Annotated in this window: 27 protein-coding genes; 10 read left to right on the plus strand and 17 right to left on the minus strand. The window is 73.5% G+C overall.

Annotated elements, in window-relative coordinates:
• Positions 1-17: 17 nt before the first annotated feature.
• From O7600_RS19880 to O7600_RS19905, 6 genes are read right to left on the minus strand one after another with little or no spacing between them, the layout of a single operon-like run.
• Positions 18-920, minus strand: coding sequence for a type II secretion system F family protein (locus O7600_RS19880; RefSeq protein WP_099163028.1), 903 nt, complete (start codon positions 918-920; stop codon positions 18-20).
• A complete protein-coding gene (locus O7600_RS19885; protein ID WP_099163027.1) occupies positions 917-2,455 on the minus strand; it encodes a CpaF/VirB11 family protein in 1,539 nt (512 codons plus the stop codon). Before O7600_RS19885 ends, O7600_RS19880 begins: the two co-directional genes overlap by 4 nt.
• The gene (locus O7600_RS19890; RefSeq protein WP_281589478.1) at positions 2,445-3,278 is read right to left on the minus strand and encodes a ParA family protein; all 834 of its coding nucleotides are present in this window, start codon (positions 3,276-3,278) and stop codon (positions 2,445-2,447) included. The genes O7600_RS19885 and O7600_RS19890 overlap by 11 nt, the downstream gene beginning before the upstream one ends.
• The gene (locus O7600_RS19895) at positions 3,278-3,943 is read right to left on the minus strand and encodes an SAF domain-containing protein (protein WP_281589480.1); all 666 of its coding nucleotides are present in this window, start codon (positions 3,941-3,943) and stop codon (positions 3,278-3,280) included. Before O7600_RS19895 ends, O7600_RS19890 begins: the two co-directional genes overlap by 1 nt.
• Positions 3,940-4,896: a hypothetical protein gene (locus O7600_RS19900; protein WP_281589482.1), complete on the minus strand. Its 957-nt coding sequence runs from the start codon at positions 4,894-4,896 to the stop codon at positions 3,940-3,942. Before O7600_RS19900 ends, O7600_RS19895 begins: the two co-directional genes overlap by 4 nt.
• Positions 4,890-5,351, minus strand: a complete 462-nt coding sequence (locus O7600_RS19905) for a hypothetical protein (protein WP_281594210.1) — start codon at positions 5,349-5,351, stop codon at positions 4,890-4,892. The genes O7600_RS19900 and O7600_RS19905 overlap by 7 nt, the downstream gene beginning before the upstream one ends.
• A gap of 710 nt (positions 5,352-6,061) precedes the next feature.
• On the opposite strand from O7600_RS19905, the gene O7600_RS19910 reads away from it, so the two are divergent.
• Positions 6,062-6,820, plus strand: a complete 759-nt coding sequence (locus O7600_RS19910; RefSeq protein ID WP_281594211.1) for a prepilin peptidase — start codon at positions 6,062-6,064, stop codon at positions 6,818-6,820.
• Between the two features lie 118 nt (positions 6,821-6,938).
• A complete protein-coding gene (locus O7600_RS19915) occupies positions 6,939-9,305 on the plus strand; it encodes a glycosyl hydrolase family 65 protein (RefSeq protein ID WP_281589484.1) in 2,367 nt (788 codons plus the stop codon).
• Here the strand turns inward: O7600_RS19915 and O7600_RS19920 are convergent.
• On the minus strand, positions 9,281-9,760 hold the full coding sequence (locus O7600_RS19920; protein ID WP_098746131.1) for a hypothetical protein: 480 nt from the start codon (positions 9,758-9,760) through the stop codon (positions 9,281-9,283). The two genes, O7600_RS19915 and O7600_RS19920, sit on opposite strands and share 25 nt — an antisense overlap.
• 115 nt (positions 9,761-9,875) lie before the next feature.
• On the opposite strand from O7600_RS19920, the gene O7600_RS19925 reads away from it, so the two are divergent.
• Positions 9,876-10,649 carry an SAM-dependent methyltransferase gene (locus O7600_RS19925; protein ID WP_281589488.1) on the plus strand — a complete coding sequence of 258 codons (774 nt, stop codon included), beginning with the start codon at positions 9,876-9,878 and terminating at the stop codon, positions 10,647-10,649.
• 83 nt (positions 10,650-10,732) lie between these two features.
• Here the strand turns inward: O7600_RS19925 and O7600_RS19930 are convergent, their stop codons facing one another.
• Entirely contained in the window at positions 10,733-11,026 is a 294-nt protein-coding gene (locus O7600_RS19930; protein WP_281589490.1) for a hypothetical protein, read from the minus strand.
• Positions 11,027-11,052: 26 nt separating this feature from the next.
• Entirely contained in the window at positions 11,053-11,934 is an 882-nt protein-coding gene (locus O7600_RS19935; RefSeq protein WP_281589492.1) for an RNA polymerase sigma-70 factor, read from the minus strand.
• Between the two features lie 166 nt (positions 11,935-12,100).
• On the opposite strand from O7600_RS19935, the gene O7600_RS19940 reads away from it, so the two are divergent.
• Positions 12,101-12,586: a carboxymuconolactone decarboxylase family protein gene (locus tag O7600_RS19940; protein ID WP_281589494.1), complete on the plus strand. Its 486-nt coding sequence runs from the start codon at positions 12,101-12,103 to the stop codon at positions 12,584-12,586.
• A gap of 49 nt (positions 12,587-12,635) precedes the next feature.
• Here the strand turns inward: O7600_RS19940 and O7600_RS19945 are convergent, their stop codons facing one another.
• Complete coding sequence (locus O7600_RS19945) at positions 12,636-13,727, minus strand: epoxide hydrolase (protein ID WP_281589496.1); 1,092 nt, start codon at positions 13,725-13,727, stop codon at positions 12,636-12,638.
• 94 nt (positions 13,728-13,821) lie between these two features.
• Between O7600_RS19945 and O7600_RS19950 the strand changes: the two genes are divergently transcribed.
• The 6 genes from O7600_RS19950 (at position 13,822) to O7600_RS19975 (ending at position 18,761) form a co-directional block, all read left to right on the plus strand.
• Complete coding sequence (locus O7600_RS19950) at positions 13,822-14,274, plus strand: MarR family transcriptional regulator (protein WP_281589498.1); 453 nt, start codon at positions 13,822-13,824, stop codon at positions 14,272-14,274.
• Positions 14,275-14,313: 39 nt separating this feature from the next.
• Positions 14,314-14,919: a helix-turn-helix domain-containing protein gene (locus O7600_RS19955; protein ID WP_281589500.1), complete on the plus strand. Its 606-nt coding sequence runs from the start codon at positions 14,314-14,316 to the stop codon at positions 14,917-14,919.
• Positions 14,919-15,290 carry a hypothetical protein gene (locus O7600_RS19960; RefSeq protein ID WP_281589503.1) on the plus strand — a complete coding sequence of 124 codons (372 nt, stop codon included), beginning with the start codon at positions 14,919-14,921 and terminating at the stop codon, positions 15,288-15,290. The genes O7600_RS19955 and O7600_RS19960 overlap by 1 nt, the downstream gene beginning before the upstream one ends.
• The gene (locus tag O7600_RS19965) at positions 15,287-16,186 is read left to right on the plus strand and encodes an ATP-binding cassette domain-containing protein (RefSeq protein WP_281589505.1); all 900 of its coding nucleotides are present in this window, start codon (positions 15,287-15,289) and stop codon (positions 16,184-16,186) included. The genes O7600_RS19960 and O7600_RS19965 overlap by 4 nt, the downstream gene beginning before the upstream one ends.
• Positions 16,183-16,980, plus strand: a complete 798-nt coding sequence (locus tag O7600_RS19970; RefSeq protein WP_281589507.1) for an ABC transporter permease subunit — start codon at positions 16,183-16,185, stop codon at positions 16,978-16,980. The genes O7600_RS19965 and O7600_RS19970 overlap by 4 nt, the downstream gene beginning before the upstream one ends.
• A 311-nt stretch (positions 16,981-17,291) precedes the next feature.
• Positions 17,292-18,761 (plus strand): endo-1,4-beta-xylanase, encoded by a 1,470-nt coding sequence (locus tag O7600_RS19975; protein ID WP_281589509.1) that lies wholly within the window; start codon positions 17,292-17,294, stop codon positions 18,759-18,761.
• 51 nt (positions 18,762-18,812) lie between these two features.
• Here O7600_RS19975 and O7600_RS19980 read toward each other — a convergent pair whose 3' ends face one another.
• From O7600_RS19980 to O7600_RS20010, 7 genes are all read right to left on the minus strand, one after another.
• Positions 18,813-19,178: a hypothetical protein gene (locus tag O7600_RS19980; protein WP_281589511.1), complete on the minus strand. Its 366-nt coding sequence runs from the start codon at positions 19,176-19,178 to the stop codon at positions 18,813-18,815.
• A 251-nt stretch (positions 19,179-19,429) separates the two neighbouring features.
• Positions 19,430-19,687 (minus strand): Txe/YoeB family addiction module toxin, encoded by a 258-nt coding sequence (locus tag O7600_RS19985; RefSeq protein WP_281589513.1) that lies wholly within the window; start codon positions 19,685-19,687, stop codon positions 19,430-19,432.
• The gene (locus O7600_RS19990) at positions 19,684-19,959 is read right to left on the minus strand and encodes a type II toxin-antitoxin system prevent-host-death family antitoxin (protein ID WP_281589515.1); all 276 of its coding nucleotides are present in this window, start codon (positions 19,957-19,959) and stop codon (positions 19,684-19,686) included. Before O7600_RS19990 ends, O7600_RS19985 begins: the two co-directional genes overlap by 4 nt.
• A 73-nt stretch (positions 19,960-20,032) precedes the next feature.
• Positions 20,033-20,326: a hypothetical protein gene (locus O7600_RS19995; RefSeq protein WP_281589517.1), complete on the minus strand. Its 294-nt coding sequence runs from the start codon at positions 20,324-20,326 to the stop codon at positions 20,033-20,035.
• Between the two features lie 28 nt (positions 20,327-20,354).
• Positions 20,355-21,452 (minus strand): hypothetical protein, encoded by a 1,098-nt coding sequence (locus O7600_RS20000; protein WP_281589519.1) that lies wholly within the window; start codon positions 21,450-21,452, stop codon positions 20,355-20,357.
• On the minus strand, positions 21,430-21,822 hold the full coding sequence (locus O7600_RS20005) for a WXG100 family type VII secretion target (RefSeq protein ID WP_281589521.1): 393 nt from the start codon (positions 21,820-21,822) through the stop codon (positions 21,430-21,432). Before O7600_RS20005 ends, O7600_RS20000 begins: the two co-directional genes overlap by 23 nt.
• Entirely contained in the window at positions 21,776-22,165 is a 390-nt protein-coding gene (locus O7600_RS20010; RefSeq protein ID WP_281589523.1) for a YbaB/EbfC family nucleoid-associated protein, read from the minus strand. Before O7600_RS20010 ends, O7600_RS20005 begins: the two co-directional genes overlap by 47 nt.
• Positions 22,166-22,186: the final 21 nt, after the last annotated feature.

Consider the following 22,186-nt stretch of genomic DNA (forward strand, 5'->3'; position numbering starts at 1 on the left):
CTGCCAGTTGAGGACCACTACGCGATCGCCTCCTCCAGGTCGGGCGCCGGCAGGAAGCGCGCCGGACGCGGCGGCTGGCTCATCGAGCGCACCCAGACCAGCAGCCCGATGAAGGCCGCACCGAGCACCGCCATCACGAGCTGCCCGGTGACGGTCCCGTAGGGGCGGATGTAGTCGCTGTTCACCAGCCCGTACGCGAGCGTCGCCAGGGTCATGCCGGTGAGGAAGCGGACCGCGAACCGGGGCTGGGTCCGCTTCGCCTCGACCTCGCGCCGGGTGGCCACCTCGGCCGACGCGGCGCCGGCGATCGACCCGAGCACGTCACCGAGGCGTTCGCCCCGGTCGGTGAGGTGCAGGATGAGCGCGGCCACCACCTGGTCGCCGACCGGGTCGGCGATCTCGTCGGCGAAGGCGAGCAGCGCGGAGCGCGCCAGCCAGCCGGCCTGGAGGCGGGCGGCCAGCGTGCGTACCTCCTCCTGGATCTCCTCCGGCGCGGTCGCGATCGTGCCGATGATGGCCTGCTGGAGCCCTTGCCCGGTGGCGGAGATGTCCTTGAGCCGCCGGGTCCACTCGCCGACCGCCTCCACCCGGGCGATGGCCCGCTGCTCGGCCCGGCCGACCGCGAACAGCCACGGCACGCCGGGCACCGCGAGCGCCACCAGCAGGCCGACCACCGGGAGGCCGGTGAGCAGGAACGCCGCTGCGCCGGCCACCACGGCGACGCCGAGCAGGAGCTGGTGTCGCTGCCGGTCGGCGCGGCTCGCCCCGGAGCCGTTCCAGAGCCGGCTCAGGCCCGGCCCGGCGCCGCCCGGCGCCGACCTCGGTGGCCGGCGGGTGCCGACCAGCGCGACCACGGTCAGCACCAGCCCGGCCACGCAGGCCGCGCCGGAGACCAGCGCGATCAGCTCGATCCGGGTCACGCCGGGCCCCCGTTCGGCCGCCGCCCGAGGCGGGTGTGCCGGGGCCGCCGCCAGGCGCCCATCCCGGCCTCGACGAACCGGGTGAGCAGCCGGGCGTCGTAGCCCACCCGCAGCAACTGGTCGCGGATCCGTTCGGGCAGGTGGCGGGGGACCGCCCGGCCGTCCGGTCCCGGGCCGAAGACCGTGGTGGTGGTGATCCGGTTGCCCTCGCCCACGCCGATGACCTCCTCGACGTGCGAGACGAACCGGTGCTTGCGCCCACCGATCGCGGTCTCGTCGTCGACCGTGACGTAGACGATCAGGTCGAGCGCGTTGCCGGCCATCCGGCGGGCCTGGTCGACGGTCATCTCCCGGCCGTGGGAGAGCGCCAGCTCGATGATCCGTTCGCTCACCCCCGCCGGGGTACGCGCGTGGATGGTGCACATCGACCCGCGGCTGGTCGTCATCGCCTGGAGCATCGGCACGATCTCCCGGGACCGCACCTCACCGACGATGATCCGCAGCACGCCCATCCGCAGCGAGACCGGGATCAGGTCGGCGATGCTGACCTCACCGGCGGGTCGCCCGTCGGCCCCGCGCTCGCCGTGCCCCTCGCGGGACTCGAAGCTCATCACCGCCCGGTGCTTGTGCCCGCGCCGCGCCGGCAGCAGCTCCCGGCTCTCCTCCAGCAGCACGTACGGCTCGTCGGCCGGGATCTCGTCCATCAGCGCCCGGATGACAGTGGTCTTCCCGGCCCCGGCCAGCCCGGCGACCATGATGTTCAGTCCGGCCCGCATGGACGCGCGGAGGAAGTCGCGCAGCAGCGGGTCGATCATCTCGTCCAGGTCGGCTCGGCCGCCCGCGATGTCCTCCAGGCTCACCGCGAGCGTGTTGTGCTTGCGGATCACCGCGTACGGGCGGTGGCTGACCAGGAACACGGCGGCCAGCCGGCTGCCGTCGGGCAGTTGCAGGTCGAGGGTGGGCTTGGAGGTGGAGAGCGACCGTTCGGTCGCCCCGGCCCGCCGGGCCGCCGCCTGGAGGATCTCCACCAGCTCGTCGTCGGTCTCGGCGATCGGCTCGGCCCAGTCGACGCCGCCGCCGTGCCGGGTGATCCGCACCTGGTCGCAGCCGAGGATGTGCACCTCCTCGATGGTGTCGTCGACCAGCAGCGTCTGGAGCCGGCCCAGGCCGACCAGCTCGGCGGTCACCTGGTCGAGCAGCAGTCGTTCCGCGTCGGCGGGCATCGGCGTGCCGCCCCGGCGGACCGAGTCCGCGTACGCGGAGACGACCGCGACGGCCAGCCGGGCCCGCTCGACCTCCTCGGCGTCGGCGTCGAACTCCCGCCCCCGCTGCCAGTGGGTGAGTCGTTCGCTCAGCTCCCGGCGCAGTTCGCGGACCACCGCGAAGTCGACCCGGGGGCGCGGCGGCGCCGGTGGCGCGGCCGGCGCGGGCGCGGTGACCTGGTGCCGACCGTTCGGCGGGGCCAGCGGCGGGACCGTGGAGACGACGCCGGGCTGCTGGCCGCGCGGGTCGTGGGAGACCGGCTCAAACCGCACCGGGCACCCCCGGCGCGGTCGGTTCGGCCACCGCGCGCGCGGCGGTGGTGCCGGGCCACGCCAGCCGGGCCCGTCGCCGGTCCAGCAGCGCCCGGATCGGCACCTCCAACGCGCCGGCCGCGCGCATCAGCGGCCGGTTGCCGCGCACGGTGCCGCCGTGGCCGAGCACCTCGGCGGTACGCGGGTCGTGCGGCAGCCGGGCGATCACCGGCAGCCGCAGCGCCTTGCTGATCTCGCTGGTGCCGTGCCCGTCCCCGACCACCAGCAGGCGCAGGGTGCCCGGGGGGACCCGGTGTTCGCCGAGGTCGCGTTCGATCGCCCGGACGGTGGCCCGGGTGGCGGAGAGGTCGGGCAGGTGCGCGCGGGTCACCAGCAGCACCACCGCGGCGGCCCGGAGCAGCGGCCACGGTGGACCGCCGACCGCCAGCCGGCCGCAGTCGACCAGCACGTCGTAGGGCGGCACGCCCCGCTCCAGGCCGGTGAAGTAGTCGGCGAACCGCTGCCAGAGCGGGATCACGCTGCCGGCCTGGGCCGGGTCGACCACGCCGGGCAGCAGCAGCCGCTCCCGGCGCGGCGCGTCCAGGTCGACCAGTTGGGACCAGAACGCGCTCTCCAGGCTGCCGTCGCGCAGTTCGCCGACGGCCAGCTCGCCGATGCCGCGCGGACCGTCCAGCGCTCCGCCCAGGTAGCCGGCGAGGATCGAGCCCCCGGCGGGGTCGCACTCGGCCAGCACCAGCCGGCGGTGCCAGCTCAGCGCCGCGGCCAGCGCGGTGGTGGTGACGCCCGGCGAGCCCTTCGCCGAGACCAGGGCGATGATCGCCATCAGGCGGCCTCGGTGAGCACGAGCGCGATCCGGTCGTCCGCGGCCAGCGCCACCACGGCCGGCACGTCCCGGACGGCCAGCGCCAGGTAGACGACCGTGTCGTCGTTCTGCGGCGTCGCGGTGTCGATCACGGTGCCCTCGAAGCGGGTACCGCCGGCGCGCGCCGCCGCGCTGCCGTTGGCGCTGCTGTCCGGCGTGCTGACCAGCAGCACCTTGTCGCCGGGGTGCAGCTTGCGGGCCGGCACCTGGTCGGGCTCCAGCCCGAGCGCGATCTGCTGCTGGCCGGGGCCGAGCAGTGGGGCGTCGGTGAGCTGGGCCGGGGTGAGCAGCGTGCCCGGGGTGAGCCGGACCGCGGCCCGCAGGCCCAGCACGTCCTTCACCCGGTCGGCCGGCACCGGCCGCAGCTCGCGCCCGCCGGAGACGCGGACCGGCATCAGGTCGTCGGCGGTGACCTGCTGGCCGACCTCGACCGGCCGGGCCACCGCCAGGTAGCTGCCGGTGGACCGCACCGAGGTGACCGCGAACGCCGCACCCAGCCCGCCGACCGCGATCAGCAGGATCGCCAGGCCCAGCAGGCCGGGCCGGATGCGCCGCTGCCGGACCACCTTGGGGGGCGCCACCGGCGCCTCCACCGGGGTCCCGTTCCGGGACGCCACCACACTCATCGGGTCACCACCTGAAGTTCGTTGATCAGCACCGGGACCACACCGCTGACCCGGCTCTGGGGGATCTGATCGCGCTCGCCGCCACTGGACGACCACTCGACGGTCCAGAAGGTGGTGGCGCTGACCCGGTACGTGCCGGCCTTCGGGTAGCCGTGGGGCAGGCCGCAGTCGGGCGAGGCCGCGCCGGCGTCCGGCCCGTCGGCGTCGTAGGGCGTGCCCGGCCCGTGGCACGTGACGTCGATGTCGTCGGACATGTGCCAGACGATCCGGTCCACCTTCGCGGTGATCTCGACGGTCAGCCCCCGGTCGGAGGCGGAGGCGGACAGCGGCCCGAAGTACGACGCGCCGGGGCTGGCCCACATCCAGACCGGCAGGCCGACCAGGCCGGGTCCCTTGCTGCGCCGGGGTGCAACCGCGACCCGGGGTGGCAGCAGCGAGATCGAGGCCAGCGCGCGGCGGGCCAGTTCCTCCGGGTCGGGCGGCGTGCCGAAGCCGGGCGGCGGGGCGGCGAGCAGGACGTTGCCCTGCTGGCCGGTGGCGCCCCCGACGCAACTGGCGGTGTACCACTGCTGGCCGGCCGGCGCCGGCAGCTGCGGCTCGGTCAGCTTGTAGTAGCACCCGTCGCTGTTGTTGAACCAGCCGAGCAGGTCGTCGTAGCACTTGACGACCTGGCCGTTCCACTGGCACTTCGCGGTGCCGCCGCCGTTGCCGCCCCCGCCACCGTCGTTCCCGCCGCCGCCCGGTCCGCCGCCGCCGCCCGGGACACCCGGGTCGTCGTCCCACACGTCGCAGTCGGTCTGGTCGGGCGGGCAGGAGCCGCCCGGGTCGGCGGCGTGCGCGGGTGCACCGGTCAGCGTCAGCAGCGCGGCCAGGCCGGCGGCCAGCAGCAGCCGTCGGGACGCCCCGGCCCGGGTCCGGCGGGCCGGGGCGCCCCCACCTCCCCAGGTCAACACGGCTGGTCCTGGTGCGCGGCGCCGGTGTTGACCAGCCACCGGCCGTCGGGGTAGCGGGCCGCGGTCGCGGTGGCCAGGTAGCGACCGCCGCGGGTGCCGGGCACGGTCTTGCGGTCCTTGACGGTGACGAGCCGGTAGTCGCGCGCGTCGAGGCAGTCCTGGATCTCGACGGTGGGCGGGTCGGCGGCCAGGTCGACCGAGACGACGGTGGGGTCGGAAACCAGTTTTCCGGTACGCATCGCGCCGTGCTCCTTCGCGTCACGAATTGCCAGCCGTACCCGGGTCAGCAGTGGATCGGCTAGAAAGCGGGGCAGTGCGGGATGCCCGGGATCGCTGCGCGCGCTCGCCGTCCGGGACGCGTCGAGATAGCCGGAATAGGCGGCGAGCGCGGCCTTTGCGGCGGCGTTCTCCTCGGCGTCGGAATGGGCGACGGGTGCGGCGGCGCGCCCGGTCAGCGGACCGGTCGTCGCCTCCGGCCCGCTGCCGCAGCCGGCCGCGCCGACCGCCAGCGTGAGGCTGAGCAGGCAGATTTCCCATCGACGGGATTGCCGTGTGCGCAACGCCGAGCCCTCCTCGGTGCCGGCCCGGTGTGGTCGATCCGACCCGCTCCGGGCATGCGGAAGCGCGCCCGGATCTGTCCGGCCGGGCCTCGACCGCCACCGCGTGCATTTACCTGTGCTGATCTTCAAGAATGGGGAACTGATGTCTTCGGTCGGCCTCCGACGCCTATTGATCGGGGGGTTGCGTCGTACCCAAGGGGCGAGCATAGGCTGACGTCAGCCGATGCAACAGAGGCAATTCACGTGAACACGGTGAGTGAAGACGGGTGGTGGCGACCGGTGGATGGCCGGACGGTGACGGGCGGGCGATCGTCGGCCTTCCCGGCGGCGGGAGTGCGCTCACCCGCACGCGTCGCCGGTTCCCCCGAGGTCGACGCGGGGGCCGCCGGTATGGGTGGGCTCCGACCCGGGAGTCCGATCCGTCCTGCCGCTCCGGCCGGCCCGGGAGGCGCCGCCGGCACAGGTCGCCCCGGTGGCGCGGGGGGCGCGCCGGAGACGGTTCGTCCCGCCGTCCGCCCGCCGATGTCCGGCCGGACATCACTCTGCGTGCTCCAGAGTGGAACGGTCGGCGACCGGACGGGAGCACGGATGTGACCACCGAACGGGTGCACCCCGCCGCCCCGGCGGCCGTCCCGTCCCGCCCGGTCGTCCGGCTGCTCGCCGTCCTCACGGTCGTGCCGCCGGTCCGGCTGGCGGTGGCCCGCTACGCCGTACCGCCGGACGCCCCCGACCGCGCGGCCTGCGACACCTGCGGCACCCCGATCAACCTGGACCGACCGCTGCCGGCGCTCGGCCCCACCGCCCGCTGCCCGGGCTGCCGGGCCCGGGTCGGCGCCCCACCCGCGCTGGTGGAGGTGGCGCTGCTGGCCGCCGTGGCGGTGCTCGCCCTGACCGGCGGGCCGCCGGCGGCGCGCCTGGCCCTGGCCTGGTGGCTCGGCTGGGCGGTGCCGATGGCGCTCGTGGACGCCGCCGCCCACCGCCTACCGAACCGCCTGACCTGGCCCGCCGCGGCCGGCACCTGGGCGCTTCTCGGGGTGGCCGCGCTGGCCGGGCCCGGTCCGTCGCCGTGGCTGCGGGCCACCGCGGCCGGGCTGGCCCTCGGCGCCGGCTTCGCGGCGACCACCCTGCTGCTCGGGCGGCGCGGCTTCGGCCTCGGCGACGCCAAGCTGGCGCTCGGCGCCGGCGCGCTGCTCGGCTGGTACGGCTGGCCGGTGCTGGTGGCCGGCCTGGTCCTCGCGGTGACCCTCTCCGGTGTGGCCGGGGTGGTGCTGCTCGTCCTCCGCCGGGTCCGCTGGTCGGCCCACCTGCCGTTCGGGCCGTTCCTCGTCCTGGCCACCGCGGTCACGCTGGTGCTCACCACCTGAGCCGTGTGCTCGGCCACCCTCGGGTGGCCGCGCGGCCCGCCGCGGGTACCGGGATCCCAGCCACCTCTCAGCCGGGTCTGGTTCGGTGGCGGTCCACGCACCGAGCCCGGGAGGACACGTGTCGCACGGCGGTTGGCGCATCCGGCGCACCAGCGCGGACCTGGACCGGCTCGGCGAGACCGAGTCGGTGTTCGCGCTGGCCAACGGCTGGGTGGGCTGGCGCGGCACGCTCGACGAGGGCCAGCCGTACGGCATGCCCGGCAGCTATCTCAACGGGTTCCACGAGCAGCACGAGCTGAGCTACCCCGAGGGCGGGTACGCCTTCCCCGAACGCAGCGACACCGTGATCAGCGCCCCCAACGCCGCGCTGGTCCGGCTCTGGGTCGACGGGGAGCCACTCGACCTGCGCACCGGCACGATCCGGCGACACCACCGGGAACTGGACCTGCGGGCCGGGGTGGTGCGCCGGGAGACCGAGTGGATCTCACCGGGCGGCCGGGGCGTCCGGGTCGTCAGCACCCGGCTGGTCTCGCTGCCCCGCCGGCCGGTCGCGGCCGTCGACTGGACGGTCGAGCCGCTGGACGGCCCGGTCCCGGTGCGGATCTGCTCCGACCTGCTCGCCAACGAGCGGGTGCCGGAACGCGCCGACGACCCCCGCGCGGCCTCGGTGATCCACGACCCGCTCACCGCCGAGACCGGCCGGCACGACGGCACCGACGGCGTGCTGGTGCACCGGACCGGACACAGCGGCCAGCGGGTCGCGGTGGCGGTCGCGCACCGGGTCGAGACCCCCGACGACACGGCCACCGACGCCGAGCTGACCGATGACCGGTTCCGGCTGGCGCTCACCGGGCCGCTGCGCCCGGGTGAGCGGATCCGGGTCACCAAGTTCGCCGCGTACGAGTGCGCGGACGTGGACGGCACCCCGGCCGACGAGCTGGCCGACCTGGTCGTCGCGGAGGCGGACGCGGCCCGGGCCGACGGCTTCGACGCCCTGCTCGACGCGCAACGGGCCGCCCTCGACGCGGCCTGGGCCACCGCCGACGTCGAGCTGGCCGGCGACCCGGAGCTGGAGCAGGCGATCCGCTTCGGGGTGTTCCACCTGATCCAGTCCGGCCGCGCCGACGGCGACCGCACCATCCCGGCGAAGGGCCTGACCGGCAACGGCTACGACGGGCACGTGCTCTGGGACACCGAGGGGTACGTGCTGCCGGTGCTGACATACCTGGCGCCGGAGCTGACCCGCTCGGCGCTGCGGTGGCGGCACGCCCACCTGCCCGAGGCCCGGGAGCGCGCGGCCGAGCTGCGGCTGACCGGGGCGACCTTCCCGTGGCGGACGCTCGGCGGCCGGGAGTGCTCCGGCTACTGGCCGGCCGGCAGCGCCGGCCTGCACGTCAACGCGGACATCGCGGATGCGGTGCTGCGCTACGTCGCGGCCACCGGGGACACCGCGTTCCTCGCCGAGTGCGGCGCCGAACTGCTCGTCGAGACCGCGCGGCTGTGGCACGGCTACGGCCACTGGGACGACGCCGGCGCCTTCCACCTGACCGGCGTCACCGGCCCGGACGAATACTCGGCCCTGGTCGACGACAACGTCTTCACCAACCTGATGGCCCGGCGGAACCTGCGCGGCGCCGCCGACGCCGTCCGGCGGTGCCCGGAGGTGGCCGACCGGCTCGGCGTCGACCCGGCCGAGGTGGCCGGCTGGCGGGCCGCCGCCGACGCGGTCCACGTCCCGTACGACGGCAAGCGCGGCGTGCACCAGCAGTCGGCCGGCTTCACCGAGCAGCCGGAGTGGGACTTCGCCGGCACCGGCGAGGACGACTACCCGCTGCTGCTGCACTTCCCCTACCTGGAGCTGTACCGCAGGCAGGTGGTCAAGCAGGCCGACCTGGTCCTGGCCATGCTGCGCTGCCCCGGCGAGTTCACCGCCGAGGAGAAGGCCCGCAACCTGGCCTACTACGAGGCCCGCACGGTCCGGGACTCGTCGCTGTCCGCGTCCGCGCAGGCGACCCTCGCCGCCGAGGTCGGCCACCTCGACCTGGCATACGACCTGCTCGCCGAGACGGCGTTCCAGGACCTGGCCGACCTGGGCGACAAGACCGCCGACGGGCTGCACCTGGCGTCCCTGGCCGGGGCGTGGCTGGTGGTGGCGCAGGGCTTCGGCGGGCTGCGCGACGACCGGGGCGTGCTCTCCTTCGACCCGCGGCTGCCCCGCCGGATCACCCGGCTGGTGTTCCACCTGCGCTGGCACGGGCACCGGCTACGGGTCACGCTCACCCCGGACACGGCCGGCTACGCGCTGCCCGACGCCGGCGGCGACGACGCGGTCGAGTTGTGGCACCACGGCGAGCGGCTGCGGGTCACCGGCGGCACGCCGGTCACCCGCCCGATGCCGCCGGTGCCGGACCCCGGCCCCGAGCCGTCCTCGCCACCCGGCCGTCGCCCCGCCCGGCGCGCTCAGGAGGCGGCGGGCGGCGACTGAGCGGGCACGCCGGACATCCGCTCGACGATCTCCTCCAGCGCCTCGAACGCGTACGCCCAGTTGTGGCACTTGAAGCTGCGCAGGCCGGTGATCGGGGTGCGGCAGTCGGCACAGTGGACACCCGGGATCGCCTCCGGCACCTCGGTGTTGACGTACTTCCGCTCGCCGAGCACCACGCGGGCGATCATCGCCCGGTCGTGCACCTCGTGCAGCGCCGAGGAAACGATGTCGTACCAGGTCACCCGCCGCCCGCACTTCGGGCAGTCCGGCTCGTCGCCGCTGACCCACAGCGGCGCGCCGACGCTGCGCGCCGGGATGTTCAGCAGCTTCTCCAGCCGCCGTACGTCCGCCTCCGGCGTGGTCCACCGGTGCCGCCCCGGCAGCGAGGCGGGCGAGTCGTAGACGGCGCGGAACACCACCGGGTCGACCTCCACGGTCTTCCGTCCACCGGTCATCGGTACCTCCTCGAATCGGCTGGTCCCACCGTCGTACCAGGTCAACCGCGTGGGCAAGCGGATCATGGACACGTCGGGTCAGCGGTGTGTCGCCCAGAGTGCTAGACATCAGGGCGTGACGGAGGCCGAGACGCGACCCAATGTCGCCCGGATGTACGACTACTACCTGGGTGGCTGCCACAACTTCGCCGCCGACCGGGCCGCCGCCGAGGAGATCCTGAAGATCTTCCCGGACACCGGCGTGGCGGCCCAGACCAACCGCGCGTTCCTGCGCCGGGCCGTGCGCTGGGCGGCCGAGCAGGGGATACGCCAGTTCCTCGACGTCGGGGCCGGCCTGCCCACCCAGGGCAACGTGCACGAGGTGGTCCGCGCGGTCGCCCCCGACGCCCGGGTGGTCTACGTCGACCACGACGAGGTGGCCGTGGCGTACGCCCGGCGGCTGCTGCCCACCGACGGCCGCACCGTGGTGCTGCGCGGCGACCTGCGGCGGCCGGACGAGATGCTCGCCGACCCGCTGCTGCGCGCCACCGTCGACCTTGCCGAGCCGGTGGCGCTGCTGCTGGTGGCGGTGCTGCACTTCGTGCCGGACGCGGACGATCCGTGGGCGGCCGTGGCGCGACTGCGGGACGCCACCGCGCCGGGCAGCGTGCTCGCGGTCTCCCACCTGACCCTGGACGGCGCGCCGCCGCTGCCCGCCCGGGCCGGCACGGCGGTCTATCGGCGCAGCAGCGCGCCGCTGATGCCCCGCACCCACGCCGAGGTGGCCCGCTTCCTCGACGGCTACGACGTGGTCGAGCCCGGCCTGGTCCGGTTGGCCGACTGGCGGCCGGACGGCGAGCCCCGGGCCGCCGTGTCGCACGGCTACGGCGGCGTCGGCGTCCGCCGCTGACCGGTCCGCCCGGATCCGCCGCGTCGTGGGGCCTGCGCGTCGCGCCGCCTCGGTCGCCCGGCGGCTCGCCGTGCGCGAGCGGCTCAGCCGAGACCGCGGTGTGCGGCCCAGAGCGCGCCGGCCCGGTCGGCCGCCGCCGCGACCAGCGCGGCCAGCTCCGGCCGGTCGGGCACCCGGAACGACACGTACGCGCCGCGCCCGCCCGCCGTGGGCCGGCCGTATGCCTTCGCCGCGAGGCTCCCGTCCGGCAGCAGCCGGATGTTGAGCGTGGTCAGCGTGAACTCCTCGCCGCGCCGGGTGTCGGTCCAGCGCAACGCCTCCGGGACGGTCACGTTGATGGCCAGGGCGCTCACGTCGGGCGGGACGTCGCTGCTCATCCGGGCATCGTCGCACGGCCCGCCGCTCACCGGCGCAGTGTGTTCTCCCGGTTCATGTGCGACAGCTTCTCCGGGTTGCGCACCGTGTAGAGCCCGCTGATCCGGCCGTCGTCGAGGCGGACCGCCACGACCGTGTCCAGCTCGCCGTCGAGCCGGACGACGAGCGCCGGATAGCCGTTGACCTGCGCCGGTTCCATCGAGGCCACGGGTGCGACCCGGCCCCAGCCGCCGGCCAGCAGCCGGGCCACCTTGTCCACGCCGACGACCGGGCGCGGGATCGCCTGCTTGATCCCGCCGCCGTCGCCGACCAGCACCACGTCCTCGGCGAGCACGGCGAGCAGCGACCGGAGGTCACCCGTCTCGACCGCCCGCCGGAACGCGTCGAGCGCGTCGCGGGTCTCGGCCGCGGAAACGGCCTGCCGGGGCCGGCGCGCCGCGACGTGGGCCCGGGCCCGGTGGGCGATCTGCCGCACCGTGGCCGGGCTCCGGTCGACCGTCGCGGCGATCTCGTCGTAGCCGACGTCGAAGACCTCCCGCAGCACGAACACGGCCCGCTCGGTCGGGGTGAGCGTCTCCAGCACGAGCAGCATCGCCATCGACACGCTGTCGGCCAGGGCCACGTCGTCGGCCACGTCGGGCGTGGTGAGCAGCGGCTCGGGCAGCCAGGACCCGACGTACGACTCCCTGCGGCGGCCCAGCGCGCGCAGCCGGGACAGCGCCTGGCGGGTGGTGATCCGCACCAGGTAGGCGCGCCGGTCCCGGACCTCGTCGAGGTCGACGCCGGCCCACCGCAGCCAGGTCTCCTGCACCACGTCCTCGGCGTCGGCGGCCGAGCCGAGCATCTCGTACGCGACGGTGAAGAGCAGGTTCCGGTGGGCGAGGAAGTCCTCGGTGGCCGGGTCCGCCATGGCTGGCTCCTTCGCTGCTCGGCTGCGTTCCCCACCAGACGCCGGCCGAAGACGCGGTGTGACGTCCCGTCGCTGTGTCGGTGGTCACCGGGCCACGCTGTCACGCCGGCGCGGCGGCCGGCATCTCGTGGTCGTCCGACACCACCCCAGCAGAGAGGCCGGAACGATGGAGACCCGAATCAACCTGTTCGAGAACGCGACCGCGGCGAAGTTCATGAAGCGGTTCGCCAACGCGGGCCTGGTGGTCCAGCAGTCGCCGCTGCCGCACGCCGTCCAGGAGTTGGTGTCGCTGCGGGCCAGCCAGATCAACGGCTGTGGCTGGTGCATCGACATGCACGTCAAGGAGGCGGCGGCCGCCGGGGAGAGCGCGGTCCGGCTGCACCTGGTCGCCGCCTGGCGCGAGTCGACCGTCTTCACCGAGGCGGAGCGCGCGGCGCTGGCGTTCGCCGAGGAGGGCACCCGGCTCGCCGACGCCCACCAGGGGGTGTCCGACGAGACCTGGGCCCGGGTGCGCGAGCACTACGACGACGACCAGATCGCGGCGCTGGTCTGCCTGGTCGGGCTGATCAACGCGGCGAACCGGTTCGCGGTGATCGCGCACCAGCGCGGCGGGGCGTATGAGGCGGGGATGTTCGCCGCCGCGCTGGCCTGAGCGGCGGGATCGGCCGGCCCGGGAGGTCCCGGGCCGGCCTGCCGGGCGCTCACCGTAGGCCGTCGAAGAAGGCGCGGACGTCCGCGACGAACAGGTCCGGCACCTCCAGGGCGGCGAAGTGACCTCCCCGGTCGAACTCGCTCCAGTGTCGGATCTGGTACGTCAGTACGGCGAGCGGGCGGACGGATTGGGTGATGTCGTGCGGGAGGACGGCGACGCCCACCGGCGGCGGGCAGGGCGCGGGCGGTCCGCCGAGCGCGCTCTCCCGGACCAGTCGGGCCGAGGACGCCGCGGTGCCGGTGAGCCAGTAGAGCGACACGTCGGTGAGGATGCGGTCCGCGCTGATGGTGGAACGCGGGTCGGCCCACTCGGTGAACTTCTCGGCGATCCAGGCGAGTTGGCCGGCGGGTGAGTCGTTCAGCGCGTACGACACGGTCTGCGGGCGTGCGGTGTAGAGCATCTGGTGCGGGTGCCGGTGCGTCATCAGGTGCCGGATCCGGGCCAGCCGGCCCCGGTCCTGTTCGGACAGGTCGCCCTCGCCCGTCCAGCCCGGCGGTGGGGGTGTGGGCAGGTAGGTGAGGTGCACGCCGACGACGTTGTCCGGGGCGATCCCGCCCAGGCGGGTGGAGATCACCGAGCCCCAGTCGCCGCCCTGGGCGCCGTACCGCCGGTAGCCGAGCCGGCGCATCAGCTCGGCCCAGGCGCGGGCGACGCGGGTGACGTCCCAGCCGCGTTCCCGGGTGGGGCCGGAGAAGCCGAAGCCCGGGATCGACGGGACGACCACGTGGAACTGGCGGGACAGCGGCCCGATCACGTCGAGGAACTCCACCACCGAGCCGGGCCAGCCGTGGGTGAGGATCAGCGGCAGCGCGTCCGGGTCGGCGGAGCGGACGTGCAGGAAGTGCACGTTCTGCCCGTCGATCTCCGTGGTGAACTGCGGGTACCGGTTCAGTTCGGCCTCGTGCGCTCGCCAGTCGTACCCGGTGCGCCAGTGCTCGGCCAGCTCGCGTACCCGGGCCAGTGGGATGCCGTAGTCGGCGCCGGCGTCCGGCAGCTCGTCGGGCCAGCGGGTCCGGGCCAGGCGGTCGGCGAGGTCGTCGAGGTCGCGCTGGGGGATGTCGACACGGAACGGCTCGATCATGATCTGCCTTTCGTTGGTCGTCCTAACGTTTGTGCGACCAACAGTATGGGGTCGCTTTGTTGGTCGCACCAACGTTTCTGGTTAGGCTGCTCACATGGACACTCCGGATCAGGACGTCGTGCCGGCCCGCCTGGCCGGCCTGCCGAGTTGGCTGATCAGCCAGATCGCCGTCCGCGCCGGACGGATGGTGAGCGAAGGGCTCGCCGCGGTGGACGCCCGCGGTTACCACTTCCGCCTGCTCGCCACGCTGGACGAGTTCGGGGCGGCCAGCCAGGCGGCACTCGGCCGCCGCAGCGGCATCCACGTCAGTGACGTGGTCGCGGCGCTCAACGAACTCGCCGACCGCGACTACGTGACCCGCGAGCCGGATCCGGCCGACCGGCGCCGCAACGTCGTCACCATCACCCCGGCCGGGCGGCGGCAGCTGCGGCGGTTGGAGACGCGGCTCGCGGTGGTGCAGGACGAACTGCTCGCGCCGCTCTCGCCGGAGGAGCGCGCGCAGTTGTCCCGGCTGCTCACCCGGCTGTTGCGTCACCACTCGGCCTGACCCTACCGTTATCACTATCAAGAGTGATAACGTTCGGCCATGGCGATGTCGAGGGAGCGGTGGGCCGAACTGGCCCTGCATCCGGTGCGGATCCGGATCCTGCGGGCGGTCGCCGGCACCCGGCTGACCACGCACGACCTGGTCGAGCTGCTGCCCGACGTGCCGCAGGCCACGCTCTACCGGCACCTGGCGACGCTGGTCAAGGCCGGGCTGCTCGACGTGGTCGAGGGGCGCCGGGTGCGCGGAGCCGTCGAACGGGTCTACGCGCTGCCCGCGCACGGCGCCACGCTCGACGCCGACGCCCTGGCCGCCGCCACGCCCGAGGACCACGAGCGCTACTTCACCGCGTTCGTGTCGAGCCTGCTCTCGGAGTTCTCCCGCTACCTGGCCCGGGACCGGGTGGACCTCGCCGCGGACGGCGCTGGCTACCAGCAGATCGTGCTCCACCTGACGGACGCCGAGCTGGGTGAGTTCGCGGCCGGGTTCACCGCGCTGGTCGGCCCGCTGCTCGGCAACCGGCCCGGCGACGGGCGGAAACCGCGCCTGCTGGCGACCGTCCTCATGCCCGCCGACCTGCCGCCGACCGGCACCGAAGACGCACCGGAGTCGGCGAACGACTCCGACCCGACGAAGGGGGACAGCTGATGGCCACCGTCGTGCTCACCGGCGAAATGATCGACGTCCGGTTCACCGGATGGGAGCGCGTCTGGACCGGGCGAGAGCGGTTCGTGCTGCCCGTCGGCGCGGTCCGGCACGCCGCCCCGGTGGCTGAACCGGTCCGGCTGGCCCGCGGCGCCCGGCGCGGCTTCGTGGTGTCCGGCCTCGCCAAGATCGGTGTCTGGGGCCTGTTCGGCGGTCCCCGGCAGCTCGTGGTGGCTCGCCGCGGCGAACCCGGGTTGCACCTCGTGCTCGACCGCGCGGCGGCCGGCGGCGAGTTCGACGAGGTCGTGCTCTCCACTCCGGACGCACCGGCGCTCGCCGCCGCGATCGCGCGTGGGACGGCGGCGCGACCGTGACCGGCGAACGGCTGGCGATCGAGGTGTCGCGCCTGACGAAGCGCTACGGCGACGCGACCGTCGTGCGGGGCCTGACGTTCACCGTGGCGCCCGGCGTGGTGACCGGATTCCTCGGTCCGAACGGCGCCGGCAAGACCACCACCATGCGGATGATGACCGGGCTGGTGTCACCCACCAGCGGCACCGCCACGATCGGCGGGCTGCCCTACGCGCGACTGGCCGAGCCGGCGCGCACCGTCGGCGCGATGTTCGACGCCAACGCCTTCCACCCCGGCCACACCGCCCGCGACCACCTGCGGGTCTACGCCGCGATGAGCGGCTGCCCGGACGGTCGGGTCACCGAGCTGCTGGACCTGCTCGGCCTCACCGGGGCCGCCGACCGCCGTACCCGTGGGTTCTCCACCGGCATGCGGCAGCGGCTCAACCTCGCCACCGCGCTGCTCGGCGACCCCCGGGTCCTGCTGCTCGACGAACCGGGCAACGGGCTGGATCCGGCGGGCATGTCGTGGCTGCGTGACCTGCTGCGCCGACTCGCCGACGAGGGACGCACCGTCCTGATCTCCAGTCACGTGCTCAGCGAGGTCCAGCAGCTCGTCGACGATCTGGTGGTGATGCGGCGGGGTGAACTCGTCGCCGCCGGGCCGCTGTCCCGGCTCGCCGGCCCGCCGACCGTGCTGGTCACCTCGCCCGACGCCGATGCGCTCGCCGCTGCCCTGCCCGCCGGCGCCGTCGAACCCGCCGGGCCCGGACAGCTGCGGGTACGCGGACTGGACGCGCCGGCCGTCGCCGACCTCGCGGCCGCCCACCGTCTCCGCGTCCACGAGCTGGTCACCGCGCACGCCGACCTCGAACGCCTCTTCCTGGACCTGACCAGCGACTCGGTGGCCGCCCGATGACCCCCCTGATCAGAGCGGAGTCGCGCCGGTTGCTGGCGACCCGGATGTGGCGCGGGCTGCTGCTCGCCGCCGTACTGCTCGGCGGTGGACTGGTCGGCCTCATGGCGCTGGTGGGCCCGGAGAACTTCGACCCGCCCATGCCCGGGCTGGACACCGAGGTCGGCCTCCGCTCGGTCCTCGGCATCCTCGGCTACACCGCGTTCGTGCCGGCCGCCGTCGGCACGCTCGCGGTCACGTCCGAGTACCGGCACGGCACCGCCGCCGTCACGTTTCTGTTCGCGCCGCGCCGCGGGCGCGTGCTCGCCGCCAAACTCGCCACCCACGCGGTCGTCGGCCTCGCCTACGGGATCGTTCTCGCCGGCTCTGCCGCGGCGGCGCTGTTCACCGTCACGGCCGCCCGTGGTGTACCGCTCGGGCTGCCCGCGCCGACCGTGCTGGCGCTGCTCGCCCGGATCGGGATCGCGATGACGGTCTACCTGCTCATCGGCGTCGGCGTGGGCGCGCTCCTGCGCAACCAGGTCGCCGCCCTTGCCGTCGTGGTCGGCTACCTCTACCTCGGCGAGCCGGTGCTCATGATGATCCCCGGGGTCAGCGCGCTCTATCCGGTCCTGCCCGGTGGGGCGACCGCCGCGCTGACCGACTTCACCTACCTCGCCGACGCCATGTCCGACCAGGTCGGCGGCGACGCCGTGCACCTCCTCCCGCCGGTCGGAGGAGCGCTGCTGCTGGCCGCGTACGCGCTGGCTGCCGCGGCGGTGGCGGTGATCGTCCCGATGCGCCAGGACGTCACCTGACCGACAGTGTCGGGGCATGCGAACCGCGCAGCGACGGGTGGCGCTCGAGGGCCGACCTCCGAAAGTTTCGGAGCCATTTCTCGAACCGGGTTCCGATGCTGCCCCGGGCCCTTCCCGCCGTGATCCGGGCGGCCATCGACGTTGACCGATCACGGACCCGCGAGTATCTTGCTGGGCAAGTTACCGGTACGTTTCCGGAAAGTTTCGGAGCCGGGGCCCGAGAATCTCGCGGCGCCGACTCCCGCACGGCAGGTACGCGGGCCCGCGTTTCCTCACGACCTTGCACATCCCCCGATATGCACAGGAGTGTCATGAAACGTCTACTGAAGCACGGCCGTTACCGTCTGGCTGCGGCCGCCGCCGCCGGCGCGCTGACCCTGGTCGGCGCGGCGCTGATCGTGCCGGGTCCGGCCCAGGCGGCGAGCACGCTGGGCGCGGCGGCGGCGCAGTCGGGTCGGTACTTCGGCACGGCGATCGCGGCGAACCGGTTGAACGATTCGACGTACAGCACGATCGCGGCGCGTGAGTTCAACATGATCACGGCTGAGAACGAGATGAAGCCGGACGCGACGCAGCCGCAGCGGGGTCAGTTCAGTTTCTCCGCCGGGGACCAGATCTACAACTGGGCGACGCAGCGTGGCCTGAAGGTGCGGGGTCACACTCTCGCGTGGCACGCGCAGCAGCCGGGTTGGATGCAGAGTCTCAGTGGCGGGAACCTGCGTCAGGCGATGATCGATCACATCAACGGGGTGATGGGTCACTACCGGGGCAAGCTGGCCGCGTGGGACGTGGTGAACGAGGCGTTCAACGAGGACGGCAGTCGCCGTAACTCCAACCTGCAGGGCACCGGAAACGACTGGATCGAGGTGGCGTTCCGCACCGCGCGGGCGGCCGACCCGTCGGCGAAGCTGTGCTACAACGACTACAACATCGAGAACTGGTCCTACGGCAAGACGCAGGGTGTCTACCGGATGGTCCAGGACTTCAAGTCCCGGGGCGTGCCGATCGACTGCGTGGGGTTGCAGACCCACTTCACCGGCGGTAGTTCCCTGCCGGGCAACTTCCAGACCACACTGTCGAGTTTCGCCGCGCTCGGTGTGGACGTGGCGCTGACCGAGGTCGACGTCACCAACGCCTCCACCTCGCAGTACGCCGGGTTGACCCAGGCGTGCATGAACGTGCCGCGCTGCATCGGCATCACCGTGTGGGGCGTGCGCGACAGCGACTCCTGGCGCTCGAACGAGAGTCCGCTGCTGTTCGACGGCGGCGGCAACAAGAAGGCCGCGTACACCTCGGTCCTCAACGCCCTCAACGCCGCCGGCCCGGCGCCGACCGGCACCGCGACGCCGACGCCGACCCCGACCACCACGCCGACCACGCCGCCGCCGACCAACGGCGCCAACCGGATCGTCGGCAACCAGTCCGGCCGGTGTATCGACGTGCCCAACGCGTCGCAGACCAACGGCACCCGGGTGCAGCTCTACGACTGCCACGGCCAGACCAACCAGCAGTGGACCTACACCGCGAGCAGGCAACTGACGGTGTACGGCGGCAGCCGCTGCCTGGACGCCGCCGGCTCCGGCAACGGCGCGGCGATCCAGATCTACAGCTGCAACGGCCAGACCAACCAGCAGTGGAACGTCAACTCCAACGGCACCATCACCGGCGTCCAGTCCGGCCGCTGCCTCGACGTCTGGGGCACCGGCAACGGGCAGCAGGTCCAGCTCTACGACTGCAACGGGCAGGCGAACCAGCGGTTCCAGCTCGTACCCATCAGCTGACCCGACCGTCCATCGTGGGTGACGGGCAGACGGCGAGCGACCGTCTGCCCGTCACTCCATCAGCCACGAGTGGGGCTCGACCGACCACGGCTGGCCGGGGTCCTCCCGGTGGGCCACCTGGCCGAGCGGGAGGCCGGCCAACCCGGCCACGGCCGAGTCCCGCTCGGCCACATGCTGGATGCACGTGACGACCACGGCACCCGGCTCGTTCGGGTCGTTCACGCCGTCGCCGACGATCCACGCGTTGTCGTTCGTGTGGATGACCTCCCGAGCCGGTTCCACGCCCTCCAGCACGGTCCGTTGCACGACCGCGCCGAGCTGGTCCGGGAACCGGTCATCGGTGAAGGGAAAGGGCAGGGACCGGAACACCTCGTGCTGGTCGCCGTGCTCGTGCGACTCGACTGCGTGATCGTTCACGGCGACACCCTAGACCCGACGTGGCCCGGCACGGGGCCGGTGTGTCGCTCGTCGTCGCTAGGGTGCTGCCCGTGCCTCCGCCGAGGAGGTCATCGCGGCGGCGAGGGCGGAGTTCCCCGACTTCGACGACATGATCGGCGCGTTGTGCCGCTAGGTGGCCCCACGTGACCAGGAGCGGGGGCATGCTTCCAGGCGCGAGACGATCCGCTGGAGCCCGTCCTCGCAGGCCACGCCGACGAGCTCGCGGTTCGCTACCGGTCGCCGTAGTGGTACCGGCAGGCGATGATCTCGACGTCTTCCTTGGCGATCCGATATACCAGCCGGTGTTCGCGATCGATCCGGCGGGACCAGAAGCCGGACAGCTCTCCCCGCAAGGGCTCCGGCTTGCCGATGCCCTCATATCCGTTGCGCATCACGTCGGCGATGAGGTCGTTGATGCGCTTGACCGACTTGCGGTCCGTGTGGCTGAGGTACTGGCTCCACGCCGTCGCGGTGAAGACCAGCCTCACGCGACGTCCCGCACGGTGGCCGGGTCGATCAGCTCCCGATCGGCCGCCTCACCCTTTTCCAGCTCAGCCATCGACCGACGAAGCGCGGCGGCGTTGCTCGGGTTACGCAGGAGGTACTCGGTTTCCTTCATCGACTCGTACTCCGCGAGCGGCACGATCACCACCGGCTCGTGGCCGGACCGGGTCACCACCACCTCCTCGGCGTCGTTGATCACGCTGTCGAGTTCGGCGGCGAGATTCTGCCGTAGCTGGGTGAAGTTCACGGTCCGCACGGTCACCTCCGGGCTAAGTACAGAAAATTGTACCTCAGGTGGCTCGGTCGACGAGGCGCACGCCGGTGGGGTGTCAGGCCGGTGTCTGCGGCCAGGGCCGCAGCGCCTCCAGCCGGGTGCCGAGCCGGCCGAGGAAGTCGCGGAACGCCGCCTCGCCGTGCGGCGTGTCGATCTCGTCGGTCAGCGGGCCGTCGTACCGCAGCGCCTGGACGATCGCGTCCGCGTACGCGTCGGGGCCGGCGCCGAAGTAGCGCCGCTCGACCATCGCCGCGGCCATCTGGCCGGCGGTGTCGTCGTCCAGCTGGGGGGTGAACATCAACCCGTACAGGATCTGGTTGACGATGCCCTTCCAGTCGTCACTGGCCACTCGCAGACACCCTTTCCGATTCCGACAGTCAGTTCAGCCGGGTACGGCCGTCGAAGCCGAAGAGCGGGACGTTGTCGACGCCGTTGCGGCCCAGTTCGTCGGTGACCTGTCGCATGTGCTGCGGAGTCGGCTGGTAGTGCCCACTCGCCGAGGTCACGTACTGCACCTTACCGTCGACCACCGCGATCTCCCCGGCCGCGGCGACCGGCTTGCCGTTGCCCAGCGTGGAGTGGTGTAACTTGCCGACCTCCTGGTAGGTCGACGCGTAGATGTTGCCGCGCTCGTCCATCACGAAGATCGCCCGTCCCCCGTCCTGGCTCCAGTGCGTGCTGGCGTTGCGGGTGTCGAACGGCTGCCCGTCCCGGGCACTGCGCATGATGCCGTCCGAGTCGACGTAGACCCGGTGCTGCTCCAGCTGCGCCTCGTCGAGTCGCCGTACGGAACTGGGCCGGAACGGGTTGCCCGGGTGGTCGCCCATGGTCTCGTACCGGTACTTGTCCAGCATCGGCTTGCCCTGGTAGCGGATGTCCCGCAGCGGCCCCGGCACCTTCGGCGGACGTCCCGGGCCACGGCCCGGCTTACGGGTGAACCGACGGAGCAGCGTCTTCGCGCGACGGAGCAGCCGGGGAATGATCTCGTTGACGACCCGGTCGATGACTTCCTTGATGATCCGGCGGATCGCGACCCGGGCCATGCCGATCGTCACCGGGATCTGCGCCAGCGACCCGCCCAGCGTGGGAGCGGCCGCCGCCAGAGCCATTGCGACCTGGACCACCACGATGATCAGCTGGACGATCGTGAGGATCTTCTGGGTCAGCGTGATCACGGCCATCACCAGCAGCGCGGCGGCGATCAGCTCGGCGGCCGCGGCGCCGTCCTCGATGCGCCGGGTCGGACCCTCCTCGCCCCGCCACATGGTGTCGAACGCGGTGACGTCCCGGCCCCGGTTGGCGACGCCGACCGTCGCGGCGCCGGCGTTCGCCTCGGCGCCCGCCGCGCGCAGCGTCCCGGCGAAGGCCGTCCACGCCTGGGCCGCCTCGACCAGCAGTTCCTCGTCGGCCTCGGGCCAGGTGAAGCCCACCCAGTTGAGGGCCTCGGCCAGCTCAGGTGGTAACTGCAGGCCCACCGGGCAACTCCAGTCCTTTGAACAGGGCGGCGTTGTCCAGGTCGGTGCGCTCGTGGTCGGCGGCGACCGTGTCGAGCCGCTCGGCCACGTCCACCAGCTGGTCGGCCATCGAGGCGTACACGTCGAGGGCGTGCTGGAGCACCTCGGTGTATGCCATCCCGAAGATGCTCCCGGCCTCGTCGCCACCCCACGGGTTGCCCGAACCGCTGACCGTGCCCTGGAGCCGCTGCACCTCGCCGGCGAGCCGCTCGCCGCCGCCCCGGATGGTCCGGGCCGCCGACCGCAGCGCGACGACGTCGACCTCGATCCCGCCGGTCAACCGGTCACCGCCGATCGCGATCGAGTCGGCGGACCATCGCGTCCAGGTCACCGATCATCCCGTCGAGCCCCCGCCAGGCCTGCTCGGCGACCCCCTCGAGCTGGCGGTGCAGCGCCGCCTGGTCGACCTCACCGCCGAGCGCCTCCTGGCGCTGCCGCCGTTCGTCGTCCTGGGCGGCGGTCACGGCCTCGACCACGTACTGGGCGATGGCCGTCGTGCCGGAGCGCAGCAGGGTCGGGTTGATCTCCAGCGACTCCAGCCGCCCGTAGCCGCCGACGACCGCCTCGACCAGGCCGTCCGCGCCGGTGCCGCGCCCGCGCAGCGGGGTCTCCTCGACCGGGGAGGTGGGATCCGCCGACCTGGTAGGTCCGGTCGCCTGGCCGAGCAGGCGCATGGCGGCTTCCAGGGAACGGCC

The organism is Micromonospora sp. WMMA1998, assembly GCF_027497375.1.
In the GTDB taxonomy this organism is placed as follows: Bacteria; Actinomycetota; Actinomycetes; order Mycobacteriales; family Micromonosporaceae; genus Micromonospora; species Micromonospora sediminicola.

Excerpts from the sequence above, each read along its gene's own strand:
- O7600_RS19890 (WP_281589478.1), bottom strand. The coding sequence starts at position 3,278 with ATGGCGATCATCGCCCTGGTCTCGGCGAAGGGCTCGCCGGGCGTCACC.
- O7600_RS19895 (WP_281589480.1), bottom strand. The coding sequence starts at position 3,943 with ATGAGTGTGGTGGCGTCCCGGAACGGGACCCCGGTGGAGGCGCCGGTG.
- O7600_RS19920 (WP_098746131.1), bottom strand. The coding sequence starts at position 9,760 with ATGACCGGTGGACGGAAGACCGTGGAGGTCGACCCGGTGGTGTTCCGC.
- O7600_RS19930 (WP_281589490.1), bottom strand. The coding sequence starts at position 11,026 with ATGAGCAGCGACGTCCCGCCCGACGTGAGCGCCCTGGCCATCAACGTG.
- O7600_RS19935 (WP_281589492.1), bottom strand. The coding sequence starts at position 11,934 with ATGGCGGACCCGGCCACCGAGGACTTCCTCGCCCACCGGAACCTGCTC.
- O7600_RS19940 (WP_281589494.1), top strand. The coding sequence starts at position 12,101 with ATGGAGACCCGAATCAACCTGTTCGAGAACGCGACCGCGGCGAAGTTC.
- O7600_RS19945 (WP_281589496.1), bottom strand. The coding sequence starts at position 13,727 with ATGATCGAGCCGTTCCGTGTCGACATCCCCCAGCGCGACCTCGACGAC.
- O7600_RS19950 (WP_281589498.1), top strand. The coding sequence starts at position 13,822 with ATGGACACTCCGGATCAGGACGTCGTGCCGGCCCGCCTGGCCGGCCTG.
- O7600_RS19955 (WP_281589500.1), top strand. The coding sequence starts at position 14,314 with ATGGCGATGTCGAGGGAGCGGTGGGCCGAACTGGCCCTGCATCCGGTG.
- O7600_RS19960 (WP_281589503.1), top strand. The coding sequence starts at position 14,919 with ATGGCCACCGTCGTGCTCACCGGCGAAATGATCGACGTCCGGTTCACC.
- O7600_RS19970 (WP_281589507.1), top strand. The coding sequence starts at position 16,183 with ATGACCCCCCTGATCAGAGCGGAGTCGCGCCGGTTGCTGGCGACCCGG.
- O7600_RS19975 (WP_281589509.1), top strand. The coding sequence starts at position 17,292 with ATGAAACGTCTACTGAAGCACGGCCGTTACCGTCTGGCTGCGGCCGCC.
- O7600_RS20010 (WP_281589523.1), bottom strand. The coding sequence starts at position 22,165 with ATGCGCCTGCTCGGCCAGGCGACCGGACCTACCAGGTCGGCGGATCCC.